Annotated in this window: 15 protein-coding genes and 1 tRNA gene; 10 read left to right on the top strand and 6 right to left on the bottom strand. The window is 64.6% G+C overall.

Annotated features, from left to right (window positions below; all coding sequences use genetic code 11):
• Positions 1-118 precede the first annotated feature (118 nt).
• The 6 genes from ACP7DD_RS08065 to ACP7DD_RS08040 all read left to right on the top strand — a co-directional run bounded on the left by ACP7DD_RS08065 (position 119) and on the right by ACP7DD_RS08040 (position 6,038).
• Positions 119-649 (top strand): lysozyme, encoded by a 531-nt coding sequence (locus ACP7DD_RS08065; protein WP_426174207.1) that lies wholly within the window; start codon positions 119-121, stop codon positions 647-649.
• 11 nt (positions 650-660) lie between these two features.
• Entirely contained in the window at positions 661-1,116 is a 456-nt protein-coding gene (locus ACP7DD_RS08060; protein ID WP_426174205.1) for a hypothetical protein, read from the top strand.
• A 250-nt stretch (positions 1,117-1,366) separates the two neighbouring features.
• A complete protein-coding gene (locus ACP7DD_RS08055; protein WP_426174204.1) occupies positions 1,367-2,113 on the top strand; it encodes a DUF3348 domain-containing protein in 747 nt (248 codons plus the stop codon).
• On the top strand, positions 2,106-4,625 hold the full coding sequence (locus ACP7DD_RS08050) for a DUF802 domain-containing protein (RefSeq protein ID WP_426174203.1): 2,520 nt from the start codon (positions 2,106-2,108) through the stop codon (positions 4,623-4,625). Before ACP7DD_RS08055 ends, ACP7DD_RS08050 begins: the two co-directional genes overlap by 8 nt.
• Positions 4,625-5,260, top strand: a complete 636-nt coding sequence (locus ACP7DD_RS08045; protein WP_426174202.1) for an OmpA family protein — start codon at positions 4,625-4,627, stop codon at positions 5,258-5,260. The genes ACP7DD_RS08050 and ACP7DD_RS08045 overlap by 1 nt, the downstream gene beginning before the upstream one ends.
• A complete protein-coding gene (locus ACP7DD_RS08040; protein WP_426174201.1) occupies positions 5,253-6,038 on the top strand; it encodes a DUF2894 domain-containing protein in 786 nt (261 codons plus the stop codon). The genes ACP7DD_RS08045 and ACP7DD_RS08040 overlap by 8 nt, the downstream gene beginning before the upstream one ends.
• Before the next feature lie 236 nt (positions 6,039-6,274).
• On the opposite strand, the gene ACP7DD_RS08035 is transcribed toward ACP7DD_RS08040, so the two are convergent.
• The 3 genes from ACP7DD_RS08035 to ACP7DD_RS08025 form a co-directional block, all read right to left on the bottom strand.
• Positions 6,275-6,364: transfer RNA gene (locus ACP7DD_RS08035), tRNA-Ser, on the bottom strand.
• A gap of 63 nt (positions 6,365-6,427) precedes the next feature.
• A complete protein-coding gene (locus ACP7DD_RS08030) occupies positions 6,428-8,473 on the bottom strand; it encodes a putative bifunctional diguanylate cyclase/phosphodiesterase (RefSeq protein WP_426174200.1) in 2,046 nt (681 codons plus the stop codon).
• Positions 8,474-9,661, bottom strand: a complete 1,188-nt coding sequence (locus ACP7DD_RS08025) for an HDOD domain-containing protein (RefSeq protein ID WP_426174199.1) — start codon at positions 9,659-9,661, stop codon at positions 8,474-8,476.
• 27 nt (positions 9,662-9,688) lie between these two features.
• Between ACP7DD_RS08025 and ACP7DD_RS08020 the strand changes: the two genes are divergently transcribed.
• From ACP7DD_RS08020 to ACP7DD_RS08010, 3 genes are all read left to right on the top strand, one after another.
• Positions 9,689-9,904, top strand: coding sequence for a hypothetical protein (locus ACP7DD_RS08020; protein WP_426174198.1), 216 nt, complete (start codon positions 9,689-9,691; stop codon positions 9,902-9,904).
• A gap of 273 nt (positions 9,905-10,177) precedes the next feature.
• A complete protein-coding gene (locus ACP7DD_RS08015; RefSeq protein ID WP_426174197.1) occupies positions 10,178-13,123 on the top strand; it encodes a response regulator in 2,946 nt (981 codons plus the stop codon).
• A 1-nt stretch (position 13,124) separates the two neighbouring features.
• On the top strand, positions 13,125-15,263 hold the full coding sequence (locus ACP7DD_RS08010) for a putative bifunctional diguanylate cyclase/phosphodiesterase (protein WP_426174196.1): 2,139 nt from the start codon (positions 13,125-13,127) through the stop codon (positions 15,261-15,263).
• Positions 15,264-15,312: 49 nt separating this feature from the next.
• Here ACP7DD_RS08010 and ACP7DD_RS08005 read toward each other — a convergent pair whose 3' ends face one another.
• Entirely contained in the window at positions 15,313-17,718 is a 2,406-nt protein-coding gene (locus ACP7DD_RS08005; protein ID WP_426174195.1) for a penicillin acylase family protein, read from the bottom strand.
• A gap of 194 nt (positions 17,719-17,912) precedes the next feature.
• Here ACP7DD_RS08005 and ACP7DD_RS08000 point away from each other — a divergent pair, with 194 nt between their 5' ends.
• A complete protein-coding gene (locus ACP7DD_RS08000) occupies positions 17,913-18,200 on the top strand; it encodes a hypothetical protein (protein ID WP_426174194.1) in 288 nt (95 codons plus the stop codon).
• Here ACP7DD_RS08000 and ACP7DD_RS07995 read toward each other — a convergent pair.
• Positions 18,112-18,936, bottom strand: a complete 825-nt coding sequence (locus ACP7DD_RS07995) for a DUF2334 domain-containing protein (RefSeq protein WP_426174193.1) — start codon at positions 18,934-18,936, stop codon at positions 18,112-18,114. The genes ACP7DD_RS08000 and ACP7DD_RS07995 overlap by 89 nt on opposite strands.
• 13 nt (positions 18,937-18,949) lie before the next feature.
• The gene (locus ACP7DD_RS07990; RefSeq protein ID WP_426174192.1) at positions 18,950-20,062 is read right to left on the bottom strand and encodes a glycosyltransferase; all 1,113 of its coding nucleotides are present in this window, start codon (positions 20,060-20,062) and stop codon (positions 18,950-18,952) included.
• Between the last annotated feature and the right edge of the window lie 3 nt (positions 20,063-20,065).

Here is a 20,065-nt window from a genome sequence, read left to right as displayed (position 1 = left end):
CGTTGAACTGCGAGAGAATTATCAGACGGCCGCGCAAATCTTCCGTTGTCGCAACACAACCTACGGTGGTGCTTGCAGATATAGATTATGAATTTCCGGCATTTCTTCAGGAGCGAACATGGGACAATCGGCGAACCAAACAGAGAGCGCGGTGAATGACAACCTAAGCATGAGTCCTGATGCGCAGGCCAGAATGCGTCGACGTGAGGTCGATGTCTTCAAGTACTACGACGACATGGGTCCTGGCAAAGGAAATTGCACTTGGGGTGCGGGCATTCTGGCGCATAGAGGCCATTGCAGTAGCGACGAGTTGGGCAAAAAAGTGAGCCGGGCGGAGGTCGACGCCGAGTTCGCACGCAGGGTAGCAAAAGCAGAACGTGAGGTGCGTCGTAACGTAACAAGCCACGCACTGACGCAGGCACAGTTCGACTCGCTCGTCAGCCTTACCTACAATACCGGTGCGCGCGGCGCGAGCGGGACATTCGATCTGGTTGATAGTGGCGATCTGGAGGGGGCTGCGGACAATATCTCGAAGCTGACCAAGACCATGGTGAACGGCAAAAGGGTCGTGGCGCGCGGACTTATACCGCGGCGAGCCGAAGAAGCGGCGCCATTCCGCTCCGTCGAATCCGCACGGCCAGCTAACTAGGGAGAACGCTCATGTCATTTCTGCAATCGAAAAACTGCTTACGGATACTTCTGTGCATTCTAACGATTTGCATCGTCGCTTCCACACGGCTAACGGCACGAGCAACTGAGCTCAACAACGCCGACTTGCTCGGCACTTGGAAACTTACTAAGTTGCTCGACTCGTCAGAGATCTCTTCTATAGACGATGATGAAGCGGCGGCGCTGGTAGGGCAATTCCTTGTCATCACCCTTCACCAAGTGACGTTAGCGGGCGAGGCTTGCCGTAAGCCGCCAAAATTTACGCGGCACTACGAGGATACCGCCAAGTACGTTCGCGAAACAGCGCACGCGCCAGTCGGCCGGCTCGGACTTCCGACGACAGTTGAGGCAGTCGAACTGGCGTGCACTGAGGCGCTGATCAAGGGACACAACAAGATGGTCGTCTACTGGAAGGGCTATTTTTTCGATGCCGCCAAACAGGATTAGCCTGGTTCCTGTTTAAACGTGACCAAGGAGCAGCGGAAGCGATTAGCCTTGGCGGTTCCGGATGCCACGCCGGCGCTTCGACTCCTGCCCAGTTCTCCGTTCGCCGACGGCAGCGCCCGGCTAAATTGAGTTCCCCCTTCGAAGCCGCTATAATCCGGTAGCCTTACTTCCCAGGAAACAAGGCATAAGCCCGCGCATCGGCGTCCGCACCCCGATTCCGCCTCCGTTCCCCCTTCTGACTCTATGCGCCATGACGCGCGACCTTCCACGTACAAATTTCCACAGTTCCCAACTCATCCGCTGCCTTGCTGAACTCGACCTGTTGGAAGGCGCCGAGCCGGCGCGTGACTTTGCGGACAAGCTGGGACAATGGATGCACTTTACCGACGCGATCGCCTTATCGTCCGTGCTTGAAAGCGGCATGGCCAAGGTACCGGCGCAGAGCACGGTGCTGCGCGAAGCAACTAGCGTGCGCCTGACTGCCGAATTCGAGCGAACCCGCGCATTCATGGTCAATTCGATCACGAAAAGCTGCGCGGGCGGCAATACGCATATCAAGCTGCCGCTGGTGGAGCCGGAGGTATCGTATGCACCTTACCGGCAATTCCATGATGCCCACCAGCGCGACATCGAACTGAGCGTAGAGCCGCTGCGCGTGAACTTGCGCGACGCGCTGGCCAAGGCCTCGCCCCGCCTCAGAAAGCTCGCTGAGCTCGACGTCGTGATGGAAAGGTTTTTGCGCGAGCGCGAGGCTCGGCTACTGGCCAGGGTGCCGCTGCTGTTGCGAAAGCACTTCGATGCCCAGTACGCCGCGCACCAGGAACAGGTCACCGCGAGCGGCCAACCCGATACCCCGGCGGCCTGGATGCATCCCGGCGGCTGGCTGGCGCGCTTCTGCCAGACCCTGCAAACGCTGCTGCTCGCCGGCGCTGAACTGCGCTTGCAGCCGTGCGCAGGACTCCTTGAAGCATTCAATCAAAAAGAACACCATGAATAAACTTTTGTTCAACCTCGCCTTCGTCACCGGCGCACTCGCGGTCATCTGGGTCGGCGTCGGCTTCATCGATTCCAGCGCCCTGGCAATGGCCATGACCGCGCTGATCTTCGCGGTGTATCTTGCCGGTGCCGTCGAATTGCACCGCTTCCGACAAGCCACCGCCAGCCTCACCATGGCCCTCGGCGCGATCGCGGAAGATCTCCCGGACCTGAACCGATTCTTGTCCGGCTTGCATGGTTCGCTGCAGCATCCCGTACGCCTGCGTACCGAGGGCGAGCGTGCCGGCCTGCCCGGCCCTTCCCTCACGCCCTACCTGGTCGGCTTGCTGGTCATGCTGGGGATGCTCGGCACCTTCCTTGGGATGGTCGTTACGCTCAAGGGAGCAGTCTTCACCCTGGAGAAAAGTGCCGACCTCGAAACAATGCGCTCGGCACTGGCAGTGCCGGTAAAGGGCCTGGGCCTGGCTTTTGGCACTTCGGTCGCCGGTGTCGCGGCCTCGGCCGTGCTGGGCCTGATGTCTGCACTCTGCCGTCGCGAGCGGATGCAAGCAGGCCAACTCCTCGATGCCAAGGCCGCCACAGTGCTGAGCGGCTTCTCGCACGCCCGCCAGCGCGAGCAAACCTTCCGGGCGCTGCAGGTGCAGTCCGAGGCCATGCCGCAGGTGGTAGACAAGCTGCAAGCAATGATGCTGCAAATCGAAGCGATGAGCGGACAGCTCAACCAACGCCTGCTCGGCAATCAGGAACAGTTCCACAGCCGTGCAAGCGAGGCTTACACAGAGCTGGCACGTTCGGTCGACAAATCGCTGCGCGAAAGCCTGGCCGACAGCGCGCAGGCGGCCGGCGAGAGCATCAAGCCAATATTTGAAGCAACGATGCACGGCATTGCGAAGGAAACGACGGCAATGCATGAACGCACCGCCGCCACCGTGCAGCAACAGCTCGACGGCCTGGCCGATCGCTTCGGCGTCGCCACCGCCAGCGTCACACAGACGTGGAGCGCCGCGCTCGACAGCCAGCAGCAAGCCAATCGCAGCCTCACCACCGATATGGGGCGTTCCCTGGAAGCGTTCAGCGCCTCATTCGACCAGCGCGCAGGCGCAATGGTCGAAAAGGTAGGCGACGCGCTCGACAGCCAGCAGCAAGCCAATCGCAGTCTCACCACCGATATGGGGCATTCCCTGGAAGCGTTCAGCGCCTCATTCGACCAGCGCGCAGGCGCAATGGTCGCAAAGGTAGGCGACGCGCTCGACAGCCAGGAGCAAGCCAATCGCAGCCTCACCACCGATATGGGGCGTTCCCTGGAAGCGTTCAGCGCCTCGTTCGACCAGCGCGCAGGCGCAATGGTCGCAAAAGTAGGCGACGCGCTCGACAGCCAGCAGCAAGCCAATCGCAGCCTCACCACCGATATGGGGCGTTCCCTGGAAGCGTTCAGCGCTTCATTCGACCAGCGCGCAGCCGCACTGGTCGAAAAAGTAGGCGACGCCCATGCCAACCTGCAGGCCGGGCAGGCCGCGCATGATGAGCAGCGACAGCAGGCCATGTCACAGTCGCTGGAAGCAATAGTGGCAACGCTCACGCGCGAATTGCGTGAAAGCGGCGCGCAGTTGCTTACCCAACAGCGCGAAATCTGCACCGCCGTCACGCACGCCGTGCGGGAGCTTGCCGACCAAACCCAGGCCGGATTGGGTACATCGCTGGCTCAAACGACAAGCCTGATCACAACGGCCGAAGACTTGATTCGCTCGCGCATCGCCACTGAAGCGCAGTGGCTGGACCAGCATCGCCAGCGCATGGACCAGCTGGCCGGCATGCTGCAGACCGAACTAGGCGCGCTGCGCGATCAGGAGGCCGCGCGTGGCGCCGCGGCGGTGGCGCACTTGGGTGACCTGCAGGCCGCCGTCACCACGCATCTGGCAACATTGGGCACTGCATTGGAAGAGCCGATCAAGCGCCTGATCGAAACCGCCGCCGAGGCGCCGCGCGCAGCCGCCGAGGTGATCGGCCAAATGCGCCAGGAGATCTCCCATAGCGTTGCGCGCGACAATGCTCTGCTGGAAGAACGCAGCCGCATCATGGAAACCCTGAACGCGTTGCTGGACGTCATCAACCATGCTTCTCACGAACAGCGCGCGGTGATCGACTCGCTTGTGGCGTCGTCGTCCGTCAAACTCGACGAAGCCAGCATCGCGTTCTCCGCGGACATTGCCAGCGAATCAGGCAAGCTTTCCGAGATTGCCGCCAGTGTTACCAGCAGCGCGGTGGATGTGGCCAGCCTGGCGGCCGCCTTCGGCGTAGCGGTACACTCCTTCAATGCAGCGAATGAAAAACTCGCTTCCAACCTCGACCGCATCGAGGTCGCCCTGGACAAATCCATGACGCGCAGTGACGGGCAACTGGCCTACTACGTGGCACAGGCGCGTGAGATCATCGACCTCTCCATGAGTTCACAAAAGGTGATCATCGAAGAGCTGCGCCAGCTGCCTGCAATGCTGGCGGACGAAGGCAGATAATGGAAGACATGGACGCATCCGAACATAGCGCGCCAGTCTGGGCCGTCTTTGGCGACCTGATGTCCGGCCTGCTGGGCGCATTCGTGCTGCTGCTGGTGGCAGTGGTTGGCGTGCAGATGGAACTGAGCTCGAGCCTGCAGCAAGAAGTGAAGAAACGTCATGCAGAGGAACAGCGCCGCATGACGCTGGAGAAGGCCTTGGCGGTTCCGCTGGCGAGCGGCCGCATTACCCTGAACAATGGCCGCATCGGCATCAGTGGCCAGGTTCTGTTCGCGCAAAATTCGGACAAATTGCAGCCGGATGGCCGCCAGTTGCTCAACAGCCTGGTAGTGCCGCTGCGCGCCTACCTCGCCTCACGCGACGAGATGTTGATGGTCAGTGGCTTTACCGACGACAAGGCCATCCGCAACGGCCCGTTTGCGGACAACTGGGAACTGTCGGCGCAGCGTGCGCTAACGGTAACGCGCACGCTGGTCGAGCAAGGAATGCCTTCGTCGATGGTGTTTGCCGCCGCATTCGGTTCTGAGCAGCCGGTAAAACCGAACACCGATGACACGGCGCGCGCGCAGAATCGGCGGGTGGAGATGGCGCCGGTGCCCAAGTCTTCTTCTGCCAAAGCGCCTTCCAATGGGTGACGTTGGTATACCGGCCTCGGATTCGGCGCAGGCGGTACCGCAATCGAACATTGATATCCTGCTTGCGAGCATGAGGAATCAGGGCGGAGAACGGTTTGATGCTGCAGGGTGGCACTATCTCGAAACCCTGGCGCGGCGTGCTGCGGCACACAACGGGAGCGTGCGGCACATGCTGGAGGCGAAGCTCGCGCAGGCGCTGGCCGTATTTGCCGAGCGATTCGAGCAGGCGCGCGCTGCCGCGGCCAGACTGCATGCTACTGCTTGCGAGAAGCATCCACAGGCCGACACCGAGTTGCAGCGGCTGTTCGCCGGCAACGATTTCAGAGGTTTACGGTACTTTCTAGCCACGCTGGAAGCACGCGAGCAATGTGCAGCATTGAATGAGTTGGTATCGCAACTTGAACCGGCCTTGACCGGTGCACCGGGGCATCCGCCCGTACAACATGCAACATCGCACTCGACCGCAAACGGCTCCTCCACCCTCGAGCTGAAGACAGTGCGCGAATCACGCGCTACCTGGGCCAGACTGAGCGTCGACAAACAGCTGGCTCTGGCCATGAAACAGGCGCCGATAAATGCCGGGCCGATCAATTCCCACATGCTGGTACTGCGCTCGCTGGCAATGATGCAGGCAATCTCGCCGGATTATCTGAGTCGCATTATATCTTACGTTGATACGCTACTTTTTTTGGATCCAGGCGAAATGGATGTACCAGCCAATCGGAAAAAGGCAGCACCTGCGAAGGCAGCCAAGCCGGCCCGGGCGATGAAAAAATGAGTGGGTTGTAAGGTCGAACGATGACTAAAAATCCAAAGCTGGGACGGGCCTGCAAGTGATATATGAACAGAAATTACTCGTGGAAGTTCAATCAGTAGATACGACTCGAACCATGCAGTACTCCGCCCACACCAGCGTTCGATGATACGCTTCTCGAGCAAGACGCCTCGACGGGCCGCTTCGGCCTTGTTCGGCAGGCTGGGAAAAGCTCCCGTTTGGGGAGCTTACTGATGAGCTGGCGGAAGCGGTGAGATTCGAACTCACGAACGGCTCACACCGTCGCCAGTTTTCAAGACTGGTGCCTTCAACCGCTCGGCCACGCTTCCTGCAGACCCGCATTATACATAAATCATCCCCCCGCCGATAGCGACGCCAAGCGCCCTCGCCTCTCAGACCAGCAGCCAGTTCTCCCGCAGCGCCGTCTCGAACGCGTCGGCCGGCAGCGGCCGCGAGAACAAGTATCCCTGCACTTCATCGCAGCCCGATGCACGCAGGAACTCCAGCTGCTCCACCGTCTCCACGCCCTCCGCGATCACCTTGTGCTTGAGCTGCTGCCCGATGCTGATGATGGTCGTCGCAATCGCGCAGCCGCTGGCGTCGCCCGGCAGCCCGGTAGTGAACGAGCGGTCGATCTTCAGCGTATGAATCGGGAACCGCTTCAGGTACGACAAGCTCGAATACCCGGTGCCAAAATCGTCCAGCGACAAGGTCACGCCCAGCGCGTTGATCTGCCCCATGATGTCGATCACGCGCTCGATGTCGTGCATCAGCGCGCTTTCGGTGATCTCCAGTTCCAGCCAGCACGGATCCAGCCCGTAGCGCGCCAGCGTCGCCCCCAGCCGGCCCGGCAAGGTGGCCGTAAATTCGCGCGCCGATACATTGATCGCGATGCGCAGCGGCGGCACGCCGGCACTCTGCCAGATCGCCGCCTGCGCGCACGCCGCTTCCAGCACCCACTCGCCCACTTGCACGATCAGCCCGGTGGTTTCGGCCAGCGGGATGAAGTCGGCCGGCGGTATCAGTCCGCGCTCGGGGTGCAGCCAGCGCACCAGTGCCTCGGCGCCGACGAGTCGATTGCCTTCGATCTGGAACTTCGGCTGGTAATACAGCAGCAGCTCGCCATGGCCGAGCGCGTGCCGCAGGCCCGATTCGATGCGCATGCGCTCGTGCATGCCCTGGTTCATGTCGAGGCTGTAGAAGGCCACGCTGTCGTCCAGGCCGTCGTGGCTCTGCTTGGCGCGCGCCATCGCGATGTCGGCCAGCCGCAGCAAGGTTTCGGCGTCGCCGCCGTCTTGCGGATAGACACTGATGCCGATGCTGGCGCCCACCCGCAGGTCGTGGCCCTCGATCAGGAACGGCTCGAGCAGCGACGCCTGCAGCTTCTGCGCCACCGTCGTCGCCTCAAAGTGCTGGCGGATGTCGAACAGGCCGACGACGAATTCGTCGCCGGACAGGCGCGCGACGATGTCTTCATCGCGCAGCGTCGCGCGGAAACGCAGCGATACCTGGCGCAGCAGTTCGTCGCCAATGCGCCGGCCCAGCGTGTCGTTGATCCACTTGAAGCGGTTCAGGTCGATAAACAGCACGCATCCGGTCGTCGAGTTGCGCTGCGCCGCCATCAGCGCCTGGTCGATCAGCTTGGTCAGCAGCGTGCGGTTCGGCAGGCTGGTCAGCGCGTCGTAATAGGCCAGGTGATGCAGCCGCTCTTCGGCCTGCTTGCGTTCGGTGATGTCGCTGAGGTAGGCGATCAGGCCCACCGGCTGCTCGGCGCCGTCGCACAGCGGCGTCAGCGTCATGCTGGCCCAGAACACTTCGCCGGATTTCTTGCGGCGGCGCACTTCCATCATGCGTCCGTGCGCATCGGCAAAGCCGGCGTCGTGGCCGGCCTCTTCGTCCACATATAAGAACAGGATGTGGTTGCCGATCGCTTCGACGTCGCTGTAGCCGAACAAGCGCTCGGCGCCCTTGTTCCAGCTGGTGATGTAGCCCATCTGGTCGAGCGTGAGCACCGATTCCTGGATCTGGTCGAGAATCTGCAGCTGATGCGCAAGCTGCGCCTCGACCTGCACGTAAGCATGCGTGGAGCGCTGCGCCAGCGAATGCACTTGCAGCAGGCTGGCGGTCAGCTTGGCCAGGCTGGCCAGCAGATTGCGGTCGTGGTCGCTGAAACTGCTGCGGCCAAAGACGGTGTAGAGGCCGAAATAATTGCCGTCGCTGGCAACTTCCTGGCACAATTGTCCGACTTCGGCCGGCAAGGCCTCGACCTCCGCGATGCCGACGTTATTGGCCGGTGCGAACACGCCGTACGGGCTGGCCAAGAGGCACCGCGCGATACGGCCGAGTTCTTCGTGCAGAACCTTGCCGCGCAACCTCAGCACCGCGTCGCACAAGGCGCCGCTGCAGGCGATGAAGTCGGAGGCGAGGTGCACAAGCATCTATAAGTTCCGGCTGACCTGGATCGCCCAGTGATGCGCGTGCAGCTGGCTGTTCCACCACTGCAACGGCGTCACGTCCGCTTCGCGCAGCATGTCTTGCGATGGCGCATCTGTTTCGACCAGCCGCAGCTGCCGGCCCAGCGCGCCGCTGCGTTCGGTCAGCGCGGCGGCGGCGGCCGGCGGCAGGTTCAGCGCGCCGACGATTTCGTCCATCGGCATTCCCAGCAGCACATCGAGCAGCGAGAACACGCCGACGACGAACGCCAGGTCTTGCTCATTGCGATCGCCGCCGCCCTGCTTGCATAGCGACTCCATCTGGGCGGCGCGCAACGCGGCAACCGGCAGCAGCGGATTGGCGAGGCCGTCTTCACGCTGGCGCGCGTACAGCAACAGTTGCAGCCAGCGCTGCAGCTGGCGCCGGCCGAGCAGTCCGATCGCCTGGCTAAAGCTGGTGATCGGCGTGCTGATCGCGAAGGCGGCGGAATTGACCAGCTTGAGCAGCTGGAAGCACAGCGCCGGATCTTGCTTGAGCAACGTTTCGAGTGCATGCGTCTCGGCGTCCGCCGCCAGCAGGCCGAGCAGGCTGAGCAGGCGCTTGCGGGAGCTGCCATCGTCCGGCGTGTCCGACGCTTCCGGATGAATCGGGTAGCTGCCGCTGAACCACGAGAAGCCTGCCCGCTCGCATTGTTCGCGCTGGGCGCCGGTGTTCACGGCGCGCGCAAGGTGCGGACCGAACAGGGCCGACAGCGTGCCAGGCGAGAACATGCGGTCGGTGCAGTCGAGCGAAACGGCGCGCAACATCGGCGGCGGCGCGAAGCCGGCCGGCACGGCGCCGTCGATCAGGATCCGGTAGCCTTCATCGTGCAGCGCGCTGATGTGCCCTGGCGCGCCTTCGTCGGACAGCGCATCGGCGTCGATGGCGAACACCACGCGGTTGGGCGGCATCAGGTCGAGCAGCGCGGCGGTCAGGATGCCGGGGTTGGCCACAAAGACGACGCAGTCGAGCGGCGCGACGGCGGCCAGCAAGTCGGGACTGGCGAACACGGCGTGCCACGCAGCGGTGACGTCAGCCGGGTCGGCGACGCCGGCGCCATCGACGCGCAAAGTCACCGCCACCCACTGGTTGCCCGTGTTGGCCGCGGCGCGCATGTCGACCAGCGGTATCTGTGGGAACTCCGGAGCGGCCATCTTTCGTCTTTACGCCATGAAATAGCATTGATACTAGTTCAGCAACTGAGCAATAGCAACCGTTTTATTGCCGTGCGGACACAAAGTGAGATTCTTTCGCACCCGACGCTCGGATATCAAAGGAGCTTGCCGGGTCTAACTCAAAAGGTGGTCGTCAACCCCTTGGAGGAGTCAACGATCAAACGTCTGCAAAGCCAGCTTGGCTGGGTCGCGCTGGCGCTTTTTGGCGCGGATCCATACTGAGCATCCAGTGCCGCACAGTTCGCTCAGTATGTACCCCAGCTAGTGCCGGCGCACCTTCTCTCGCCTGCACGTCGGGCATTATCCGATCCGCCCTTCCGGTTTTCCTACCACGTATTTCCGCAGAAAAACCTATCTGTTTCCACGGGGACCCGTCTCATTTGCGACACGTCAAGTGTGTCGAGATTCTTTACCCGTATATTTTTCCTGCCGGAATTGCAATCCCCTGTAGGGCGAATCGCCCATCCCTTAACGTTCGCCCAACAGGTGGGCCCCATGCTAAATTTTGAGCGCTCCAGCCTCAACCAGAAACTGACGATCATTTCGTTCCTGTCTACTGGCACGGCCTTGATATTCGTCTTCATCGCCTTCGCCGTGACGTCGGTGCTAAATCACCGCAAGGACGAGGGCATGCAACTGTCGTCGTTCGCCGGCGTGATCGGCACCAACAGCGTCGATGCACTCGTGTTCAACGACCGCAATTCGGCGCAGGCCACCTTGTCGGCGCTGAAGGCGAAGGAAGAAATATCGAACGCCACCTTGTTCGACCGCAACGGCAAGGTGTTCGCCCGCTACGTCGCGCCGGGCCGGGCCGACGAGGCATTCGAGAACGTCGAACCGGTCGGCCTGAGCGAGGAAGCGCTCGCCCAGGCCAACGCCGACGGCAGCGTGTTCTGGAGCACGCGGATGCGCCTGTACCGGCCCGTCACCGGCAGCGAGCATGCGGTCGGCATCGTCATGATCGAAGCGGATCTGACCAACATGTGGCTCGACATCCTCAAGAGCCTGGGCGTGATCGCCGCTGCGATGGGCGGCTCGCTGACGGTGGCGCTGCTGCTGGCGACGCGCTTCAAGAGCAGCATCGCCGATCCGGTGACCAAGCTGATCAACGCGGCGCAGAAAGTGTCGGCCAGCCAGAACTACACCTTGCGCATCGCGCACGAACGCACCGACGAACTGGGCACCCTGATCGACAGCTTCAACGACATGCTGGCGCAAATCGAAGGCCGCGGCGCCGCCCTGACCCACCATCGCGACGAGCTCGAGCGCCAAGTCAGCGTGCGCACCGAGCAGCTGGAAAAGGCCAAGAACGCCGCCGAAGCGGCCAGCACCGCCAAGAGCGCATTCCTGGCCACCATGAGCCACGAGATCCGCACGCCGATGAACGGCGTGCTCGGCATGACGGAAATGCTGCTCGGCACCAGCCTGACCGACACTCAGCGCAAGTTCACCAAGCTGGTCAAAAGTTCCGGCGAACACCTGCTTGTGATCATCAACGACATCCTCGACTTTTCCAAGATCGAGGCCGGCAAGCTGTCGGTCGAATACATCAACTTCAACCTGTGGGACCTGCTCGACGACATCAACAACGTCTACACGCCGCAGGCGCAGAACAAGGGTATCGGACTCGACTTCGACATCGCCAACAACATCCCGATCTCGATTTGCGGCGACCCGAACCGGTTGCGCCAGATCATGGCCAACCTGCTCGGCAACGCCATCAAGTTCACCGACCACGGCCGCATCCTCGCCAAGGTACAAGTCACGCGCGAAGACCCGCAGTCGGTGGCGCTGCGCTTCGAGGTGCACGACACCGGCATCGGCGTCTCGCGCGAAGCACGCGGGCGCATCTTCGAAGCGTTCTCGCAAGCCGATGGCTCGACCACCCGCAAGTACGGCGGCACCGGCCTGGGCCTGGCGATCTCGAAGCAGCTGGTCGAGTTGATGGGCGGCAAAATCGGGGTCGACAATGCCTTAACGCAAGGTTCCATTTTCTGGTTCACGGTAAGTTTCGACAAGCGCCGCGTTGACCCCGACGAGCCCGGATTTTCGCTAACCACCATCGAAGGACTGCGCGTTTTGATCGTCGACGAACACGAAAGCAGCCGCGCAGAACTCGAACGCCAGATGCTGGCGTGGAACGTCGTGTGCGATTGCGTCGGCTCCTCGATGGAAGTGCCGGAGCGCCTGGCCGCGGCCGCCGCAACCGGGCGCCCGTACGACGTCGCCATCCTCGACATGGACCTCGAGCGCACCAGCGGCCTGTCCGTTGCCGCCGCCATCAAGGCCGATCCCGCCACCCGCGCCACCCGATTGCTGCTGGTCAGTGCCGACCGCCTGGCGGCCGATCCGGTGCAGCGGCGCGAAGCCGGCGTGGCCTACCAGCTGATCAAGCCGGTGCGCGCCGGCGACCTGTTCGAATGCGTCGCCGCGCGCCAGCGCAAGGCAGCTGTCGTCGCCGCGCCGCTGGCCGAGCCGCCGCCGCCGGTGCGCCAGCCTGTCGGCGGCCCGGCGCGCCTGCGCAAGGTGCTGCTGGCCGAAGACAACCCGGTCAACGTCGAAGTGGCCACCGCGATGCTCGACAGCCTCGGCCTCGAAGTGACGTGCGCGCGCAATGGCGAAGCAGCGCTGCAGGCGGTGCAGGCCGGTAAATACGACGCCGTGCTGATGGACTGCCAGATGCCGGTGATGGACGGCTTTGCCGCCACCTCCGCGATCCGCCGCCATGAGCGCGAGAACGGCCGTTCGCGCAGCCTGCCGATCATCGCCATCACCGCCAACGCGCTGCAGGGCGACCGCGAATCGTGCCTGGCCGCCGGCATGGACGACTACCTCAGCAAACCATTCACGCAGCAGCAGCTGGCCGCCGTGATGAGCCGCTGGATCGCGCTGCCGCTGGCCGCCGCCGGCCATGACGGCGAGCGCGCCGTGCAGGCCATGGCGCCGCCCCTCACGCCGCTGGTGGTGCCGAACGTGCGCCGCACCGATCCGCGCCCGGCTGCCGCGGTTGCCCCGCTGGTGGCCAGGGTGCACCACAGCGAGCAGCGCCCGAAGCTGCCGGCGGCCACGCGTGAACTGTTGCAGCGCGACGTCATCAACATGCACGCGCTCGAAAACATCCGCGCACTGTCGCACGACCGCGGCGGCGCCCTGGTGCAGCGCGTCGTCGCCGCCTACGTCGGCGACACGCCGCAGCACCTGAAGACGCTGCGCCAGGCCATCGCCGGGCTCGATACCGGCAGCCTGCGCAAGGTCGCGCACAGCCTCAAGTCGAGCAGCGCGAACGTCGGCGCCGAGGCGCTGGCGCAGATGTGCAAGGAAATGGAGAACCTCGGCCGCACCGACAGCACTGAAGGCGCATCCGGCATCCTCACCGACATGGAGCACGAATTCCAGGCAGTCCGGGATTCGCTCAGTGCCATCCTAGAGAAGGAAACTTGACATGGTCTCTCCAACCCCCAACAAGCGCGGCGTCGTCCTGGTTGCCGACGACGATCCGGTGATGCGATTGCTGATGCTCGAAATGCTCGGCCAGGTCGGCCTTGACGGCATCGAAGCGGAAGACGGCGAGCAGGCCGTCGCCTACTTCCAGAGCATGGCGCCGGACCTGATCCTGCTCGACGTCGAGATGCCAAACATGGACGGCTTCTCGGCCTGCCGCGAGATTCGCCGCATCGAAACCGGCGCGCCGGTGCCGATCATCATGGTCACCGGCGGCGACGACATCGAAGCGGTCACCAGCGCCTACGAAGCCGGCGCCACCGACTTCGTGTCGAAGCCGATCAACTGGCCGATCCTCGGCCACCGCGTGCTGTACGTGCTGCGCGCCTCCGACGCCATCGTGCGACTGCGCATGGCCGACGCCCACAACCGCGCGGTGCTGGCGGCGATCCCCGACACCTTCTTCCGCCTCAATCGCGACGGCTTCTACCTCGATTACGAGCCGGGCAACGAGATGCACGGCCACGACGCGATCGCCGCCCTCCCGGTCGAGACCTGCGTCGGCAAGCACATCACCGAGGTGCTCCCGCGCGACATCGCCGACCGCCTGCTCGAACAGATGCGCGGCGTGCTCGATACGCTGCACGTGCGCTCGGTCGACTACGAACTGGTGCGCTTCGGCGTCATCCATCATTACGAAGCGCGCCTGGTCGCCACCGGCGCCAGCGAAGTGCTTGGCCTGGTGCGCGACATCAGCGAGCGCAAACGCACGGAAGAACAGATCCGCCGGCTGGCCTACTGCGACAGCCTGACCGGCATCCCGAACCGCCAGGCCTTCCTCGAAACGCTGGAACGCGAACTGCATCGCTCTAAGGTCGGCAACAAGAAGTTCGCGGTGCTGTTCATGGACCTCGACGCCTTCAAGCGCATCAACGACACGCTCGGCCACAACGTTGGCGACCACCTGCTCAAGATCGTCTCGGAGCGCCTGCGCGAAACGACCCGGCCGAGCGACCTGGTGTCGCGCGGAGACCAGTCACACAACCTGGCGCGCCTGGGCGGCGACGAATTCACGATCCTGATCCCGGACCTCGAACGGGTCGAGAACGCGCTCGCCGTGGCGCACCGCGTCAAGGAAGCGATGCGCCGGCCGTTCCTCATCGAGGGCAACGAGATTTTCGTCACTGCCAGCATCGGCATCTCGCTGTTCCCGGAGGACGGCGACGACTGCAATTCGCTGCTCAAGTTTGCCGACACCGCGATGTATCACGCCAAGAACTGCGGCAAGAACAACGCGAAGCTGTACAGCTCATCGCTGACGATGCAGATCATGAGCCACGTGAAGCTCGAAGTGGGCCTGCGCAAGGCGCTCAAGAACGAAGAGCTGTACCTGTTGTACCAGCCGCAGATCGAAGTGCGCAGCGGCGACATCGTTGGCGTCGAAGCGCTGGTGCGCTGGCGCCATCCCGAGCGCGGCATCATCTCGCCGACCGAATTCATCCCGCTGGCCGAAGAAACCGGCTTGATCGTGCCGATCGGCGAATGGGTGCTGCGCACCGCGTGCAACCAGGCCAGGGCATGGCAGCGCGTGGCCAAGCGGCCGCTGCGGATGGCGGTGAACCTGTCGGCCAAGCAGTTCAAGGACGAGAACCTGACGCAGATCGTGGTGTCGGCGCTGCACGACACGGGGCTCGACCCGCGGCTGCTCGAACTCGAACTGACCGAAGGCACGCTGATGGATGACGCGCGCGCGACCATGGCCACGCTCGAGCAGTTGCGCGGGATCGGCGTGCACCTGTCGATCGACGACTTCGGCACCGGCTATTCGTCGATGAACTACCTGAAGCGCTTCGACGTGCGGGCGCTAAAGATCGACAAGAGCTTCATCAGCGGGCTGCCGCAGGACTCCGAGAACGCCGCCATCACGCGCGCCATCATCGCCATGGCGCACGGCCTGAAGATGGTGGTGGTGGCCGAAGGCGTCGAGACCGACGCGCAACTCGGGCTGCTGCAGGAGTACGGCTGCGACCTGGTGCAGGGCTTCTTCCTGGGCCACCCGTCGCCCCACGAGGCGATCACGCAGATGCTGCTGCAGCCCTGCCCCGAGCCGGCACCGACTAAGTCAGAACTGTCTGATTGATTCTTCGAGTTTGAATCCCCGCCCACGGTGTTATGGCTTGTGGTTCTATTCACTTCTCGAAGCGCAGCGTGTGGAGCGCCGGGCCAGGCAGCAGCCGCCCCGCCGTCCCGGCCACCCACTCGGCGTGCCCGCGCAGGAAAAACGGCGACAGCGGATGCCCGCTCTGCCCGCCCGGCATGTTGAAGATTCCCTGCTCCTCCTTGCCCGGCGTGACCGTCATCCGCTGCGACTGGCCGAAAGCGCGGCCTGCAACGCGCGGCATGTTCGAGTCGCCCGCCAGCTGGTCGGGCGGCGCCGACAGCCAGTGCCGCAGCGCCGGCGCCGCCATGCTGATCGGATGCGCCACTGCGGCCGTGTTGCGCGCGCCCCAGGTCGCCGAGGCCAGCGGCGCGCCGTCGCGCGTCAGCTCGGCGATCACCTGATCGATCGCCGCCAGCTGCAGCGCGCGCCAGTCGGGATACGCGGCCGGCAACCAGCCGGCCGGGCGCTCGTCGAGCAGGCGCGCCACCACCACCGGCCAGCGCGTGCTGGCCGCCTGCATCGTCGCCTTGTCGTCGACTTCCGCCATCGCGCCGTTGGCCGCATCGAACAGCTGGTCGTGCAGCGCCCACATGAAGCCGCGCGCGAGCCGGTAGCCGGTCGAGTCGACGCTGGCGCGCCCACTCCAGCCGCTGTGCAGCAAGCGTAAAAATTCGGCGCGCTGCGGCTTGTCCTTTACCGCGGCGGTGTCGAGCACGGCGATGGCGCGCGTGCGCCAGCCGGCCATGAAGATTGCCCGGTCGTCGAGCGCGACGCCATACACCGCCTTGACGTCGACCTTCGGCCCGAGCGCGCGCAAGCCGTCGCGCACCTGCTGGTTGCGCGCGCCGATGTCGAAGCCGCCGTCGCCGATGACGCTCGCGCCAAGGCCCATCAGCTGACGGCTGTTGGCGGTCGACAGCTGGCCGTCGGCAGGATTCATCAACCGCGGATACTCGGCCGGCGCCAGCGGCGCGTCCCATGTCGTCGCCGCGCCGCCGGCTGCGATCGGAAAGCTGGCGATGCCCGCGTCCTGTGTGCGGTGCGGCAGCATGCCCGTGATGGTCCAGCCGATGTTGCCCTTGTCGTCGCCGGCGATAAAATTTTGCGCCGGGATGCCGATCGTCGCCGCGACGGTGAGCGCTTCATCGAGCGTGTCGATCGTCTCGAGCTTGCGGTGATTGAGGTTGAGCGAGGCGGGCAAATGCGCGATCCAGTGGATCGCATAAGTGCGCCCGCCGGCCTCGCGCACTGGTCCGAGCGAACTTTCGCGCACGATGATTTTTCGCGCCGGCGCGCCCTTGACGAGGATCGTCTCTTCGATGCTGGCCAGCGTCTCCCAGCCATTCGGCGTGCGCACGCGCGCCGCGTTGGCCGGATCGGCTTCGAGCGCGACCAGGTCGAGGAAGTCGCCGTAGCTGTTGGTATAGCCCCAGGCCACGTGGCCATTGCTGCCGACCGTGATCACCGGCGGCGAGCCGGGCAAGGTAATGCCCACCATGCGGCGAGGCTTGCCCTGCGCGTCCGCGAACTGCAGCGCCAGGCGATACCAGGTTGTCGGCAGCTGCAGGCCGAGATGCATGTCGTCCGATACGATGGCGCCGCCGTCCCGGCTGCGGCTGCCGGCGACGGCCCAGTTGTTGCTGCCGACGGAATCGACGAAGTCGGCCGATGCGGTGCGCAGTAGCGCGCCAACCTTGCGGCGCGGCCCCCACCAGCCTGGCGCCGCCGGCGGTATCGGCGGGCGCGATGCCGCCACCGCAGCCTGGTCGAGCGGCGCATCCCACTCGGTCGACTCGGGCAGCAAGAAGGCGCGCTGGGCGTCATCGGTGTGGTCGGCGATCCAGCCGCGCGCCAGTTCGCGCGGCTCCTGCATGCCCTGCAAATCGAAGAACATCGCCCACACTACCAGCAGCGAATCGGCGGCGCTCCACGGCCGCGGCGCGGTGCCGGTCAGCGCATACTCGAACGGCCTGGCGCCAAGCGCGTTCAGGCCGTCGTTGATGCCGGCCACGTAACGCTCGATGAACTGGCGGTCGTCGGCCGGCATCGATTTGAGCAACGCCTCGGCGCGCGCGCGGAAGCGATGCTTCCTGCGAACCGTGTCGACCGGCACCGCCTTCGGCCCGAACAGCTCGGCCAGCTCGCCGGCGCCGACCCGGCGTAGCAGATCCATCTGGAAAAAGCGGTCTTGCGCATGGATAAAGCCAGTGGCGTAAGCGACGTCGTGCCGGTTGCTTCCGGCAATCAGCGGCACGCCATGATCGTCGCGCGTCACCGTCACGGCAGCGTTCAGGCCGGCGACGCGGCGCGCGCCGTCGAGCTGTGGCAGGCTGGCGCGCAGATACAGCCACGCGCCGAGCAACACCAGCGCCAGCAAGGCCAGCAGTAAAAACACTATCCGTACCGACCAGCTCTTGATCGCGCCTCGTCGCATCGATTCCCCTCGTTATCCATGTTTGGGGGAATGGTGCCAGAAAAACACCAACTCCGGAACAATTTCGGCGCCGACGCTGCCACCGGTTTTCTTCGGCCCGATTGACCTGGATCAGGCATCGCGAAGGGCTCGCTCCTAAGCTCAAATCTAGCGCTCTGCCGCCAGGCGTGCGCTGCACCTTGAAAGGAATCGATATGCGACAGCTCATGATCGTTGCGGCCAGCGCGCTCCTGCTCGCCGGCTGCACCACTCCACAGCAGCGCGCCGCCCGCATGCAGGCGGACATGGACCGCATCATCGTCGAATATGGTCCCGCGTGCGCCAGGCTCGGCTACCAGCCGCAGTCGGACCCATGGCGCAACTGCGTGCTGCAGCTCAGCACCAAGGACGACATCACCCGCTATGGTTATCCGACCCGCGTGTATGGGGGCTTCGGGCGTTCGCACTGGGGCGGCGGCGGCCTGTGGGGTCCGTACTGGTGATGGCGGCACTGGCCGGCACAGCGGCCCATGCCGCCGCGAAGTCCGCCTTCGTGCGCGGGCGCCGCTCGGCCAGCAGGCGCTCGACCAGGCGCTGCGCATGCCGCAGCAGCGCCGGATAGTGGGCGTCGCGCGGATGCAGGCCCAGGCGCACTAAGGGCGCGGGCTTCATCGCCGCAGCCGTTGCGTCGGCCAGGGGCGGCGACAGCAGGCGTCCGGCCTGGTTGCGCGCGGCGTACACCAGCGACGGCGCCAGCAATGAGCGGCGTGCGCGCAGCAGGTGAAAGTGCGTCATCGTGGTGGTGTAGTCGAGCGAGAACGTGCGCAGCGCGCGCCAGGCGCCCTCCCCCAGCAGCCAGGCCGGCGGCACGAAGCCGCGCACTTCCCAGCCGCGCTCGGCAAACCAGGCCAGGCCCAGTTCGATCTGCTGCCTCGCCTCCTGCTCGCCGATGGCGGCGAACTCGCCCTCGCCCTGCGTGAAGACGTTGCGCAGGAAGCGGCTGCGCCAGCCGGCGTGCGGCGGTGCGCTGTCGAGGTGCGTGTAGCCGTGCAGCGCCAGCTCGTGGCCTTGCGCCAGCAATGCGTCGAGCGCACGCTCCATCGGCGCCGACGGCAGCGAGCGGCCGTGATAGCGCGGCACCACCAGCCAGGTCAGCGGAATATCGGCCACCGCGCGCACCGCCTGGTGCAGGCGCAGGCAGTCTTCCCACGTGTCGGGGGCGACATCGTGGATGGCCACGCACAGCGTTCTTTCAGTCAGTGGCACAGATGCGCTCGGCGTCGAATTCGGCACGCTGGTGGCTGGCGAGCAGGCCACCGTAGCGGTTCAGCAGCTGCGGCATGATCAGGCTCCAGTCGTAGTGCTCCTGCGCCTTGCGCCGCGCATTGACCCCCAGCGCTGCCAGGTCGCGGCAGAAGATCGCCTCGATGCCTTCCGCCAGGCAGGCCGCGCTGTCGGGGCGCACGACGAGGCCGGTTTTCTCGTCGACCAGTTCGGCAACGCCGCCGCCGGTGGCCACCACCGGCAAGCCGCACGCCATCGCTTCGAGCACGATCAGGCCGAACGTTTCGCAGTCGCCGGGATGGACCATCACGTCGCAGCTGGCCAGCAGCCGCGCCAGCGCGCGCTGGTCGCGCTTGAACGGGATGTAGGTGATCTGCGGATAGTGCGGCAGCGTTTCGCCGCCGCCGACCAGCACCAGGTGATACGGCCGGCCGAGCTTGCGCACCGCGTCGATCAGCACTGCGAGTTTCTTTTCTGCCGTGAAGCGGCCGGCGTACACCAGCAGGCGCGCGTCGCTGGGCAGGTGCAGGTGCTGGCGCAAGGTGTCGATGCGACGCTGCGGCCGGAAGATGTCGGCGTCGATGCCGAGCGGCTGGTGGACCGCGCCGTCGATGCCCATCTCGTTCAGTTGCTGGACCATCAGCTTGCTCGGCGCCATCACCATGTCGAAGCGGCGGTACAGCCGCGCCAGGTAGCTGCGGGCGGCGCGCATGGCAAGGTCGCCGAAGCGGTTGAACATCAGGCGCGGCAGGTCGGAGTGATAAAAGGCCACCACCGGCGTGCCGAGTTCGCGTTTGACGCGCAATGCCGCCCAGGCGCCGTGACCGGCGTCGCCCGCCTCGATCAGGTCCGGCTGCAGCGCGCGCAAGATATTGGCGGTGGCGCCCACGGACGTTGGCATGCGGTAGCCGTGAATGCCGGGAAAAGGGATGGCAGGAATTCCCACCAGCGCCGGCGCGGCGCCGCCGCTGTGGACATTCGGGCTGACGATGCTGTGGGAAACGCGGCTGCGCTGGGCCAGCCAGCGTGCCTTGGCGTTCAGATAGGTGCTGACGCCGCCACCTTCGGTAGCATAGAACATGGT

Origin of the sequence: Massilia sp. TWR1-2-2, assembly GCF_049897565.1 — a bacterium.
Taxonomy (GTDB): domain Bacteria; phylum Pseudomonadota; class Gammaproteobacteria; order Burkholderiales; family Burkholderiaceae_D; genus JAFCUW01.
The sequence above is the reverse complement of the archived record's forward strand: the minus strand, read 5'-3'. Positions and strand labels throughout refer to the sequence as shown.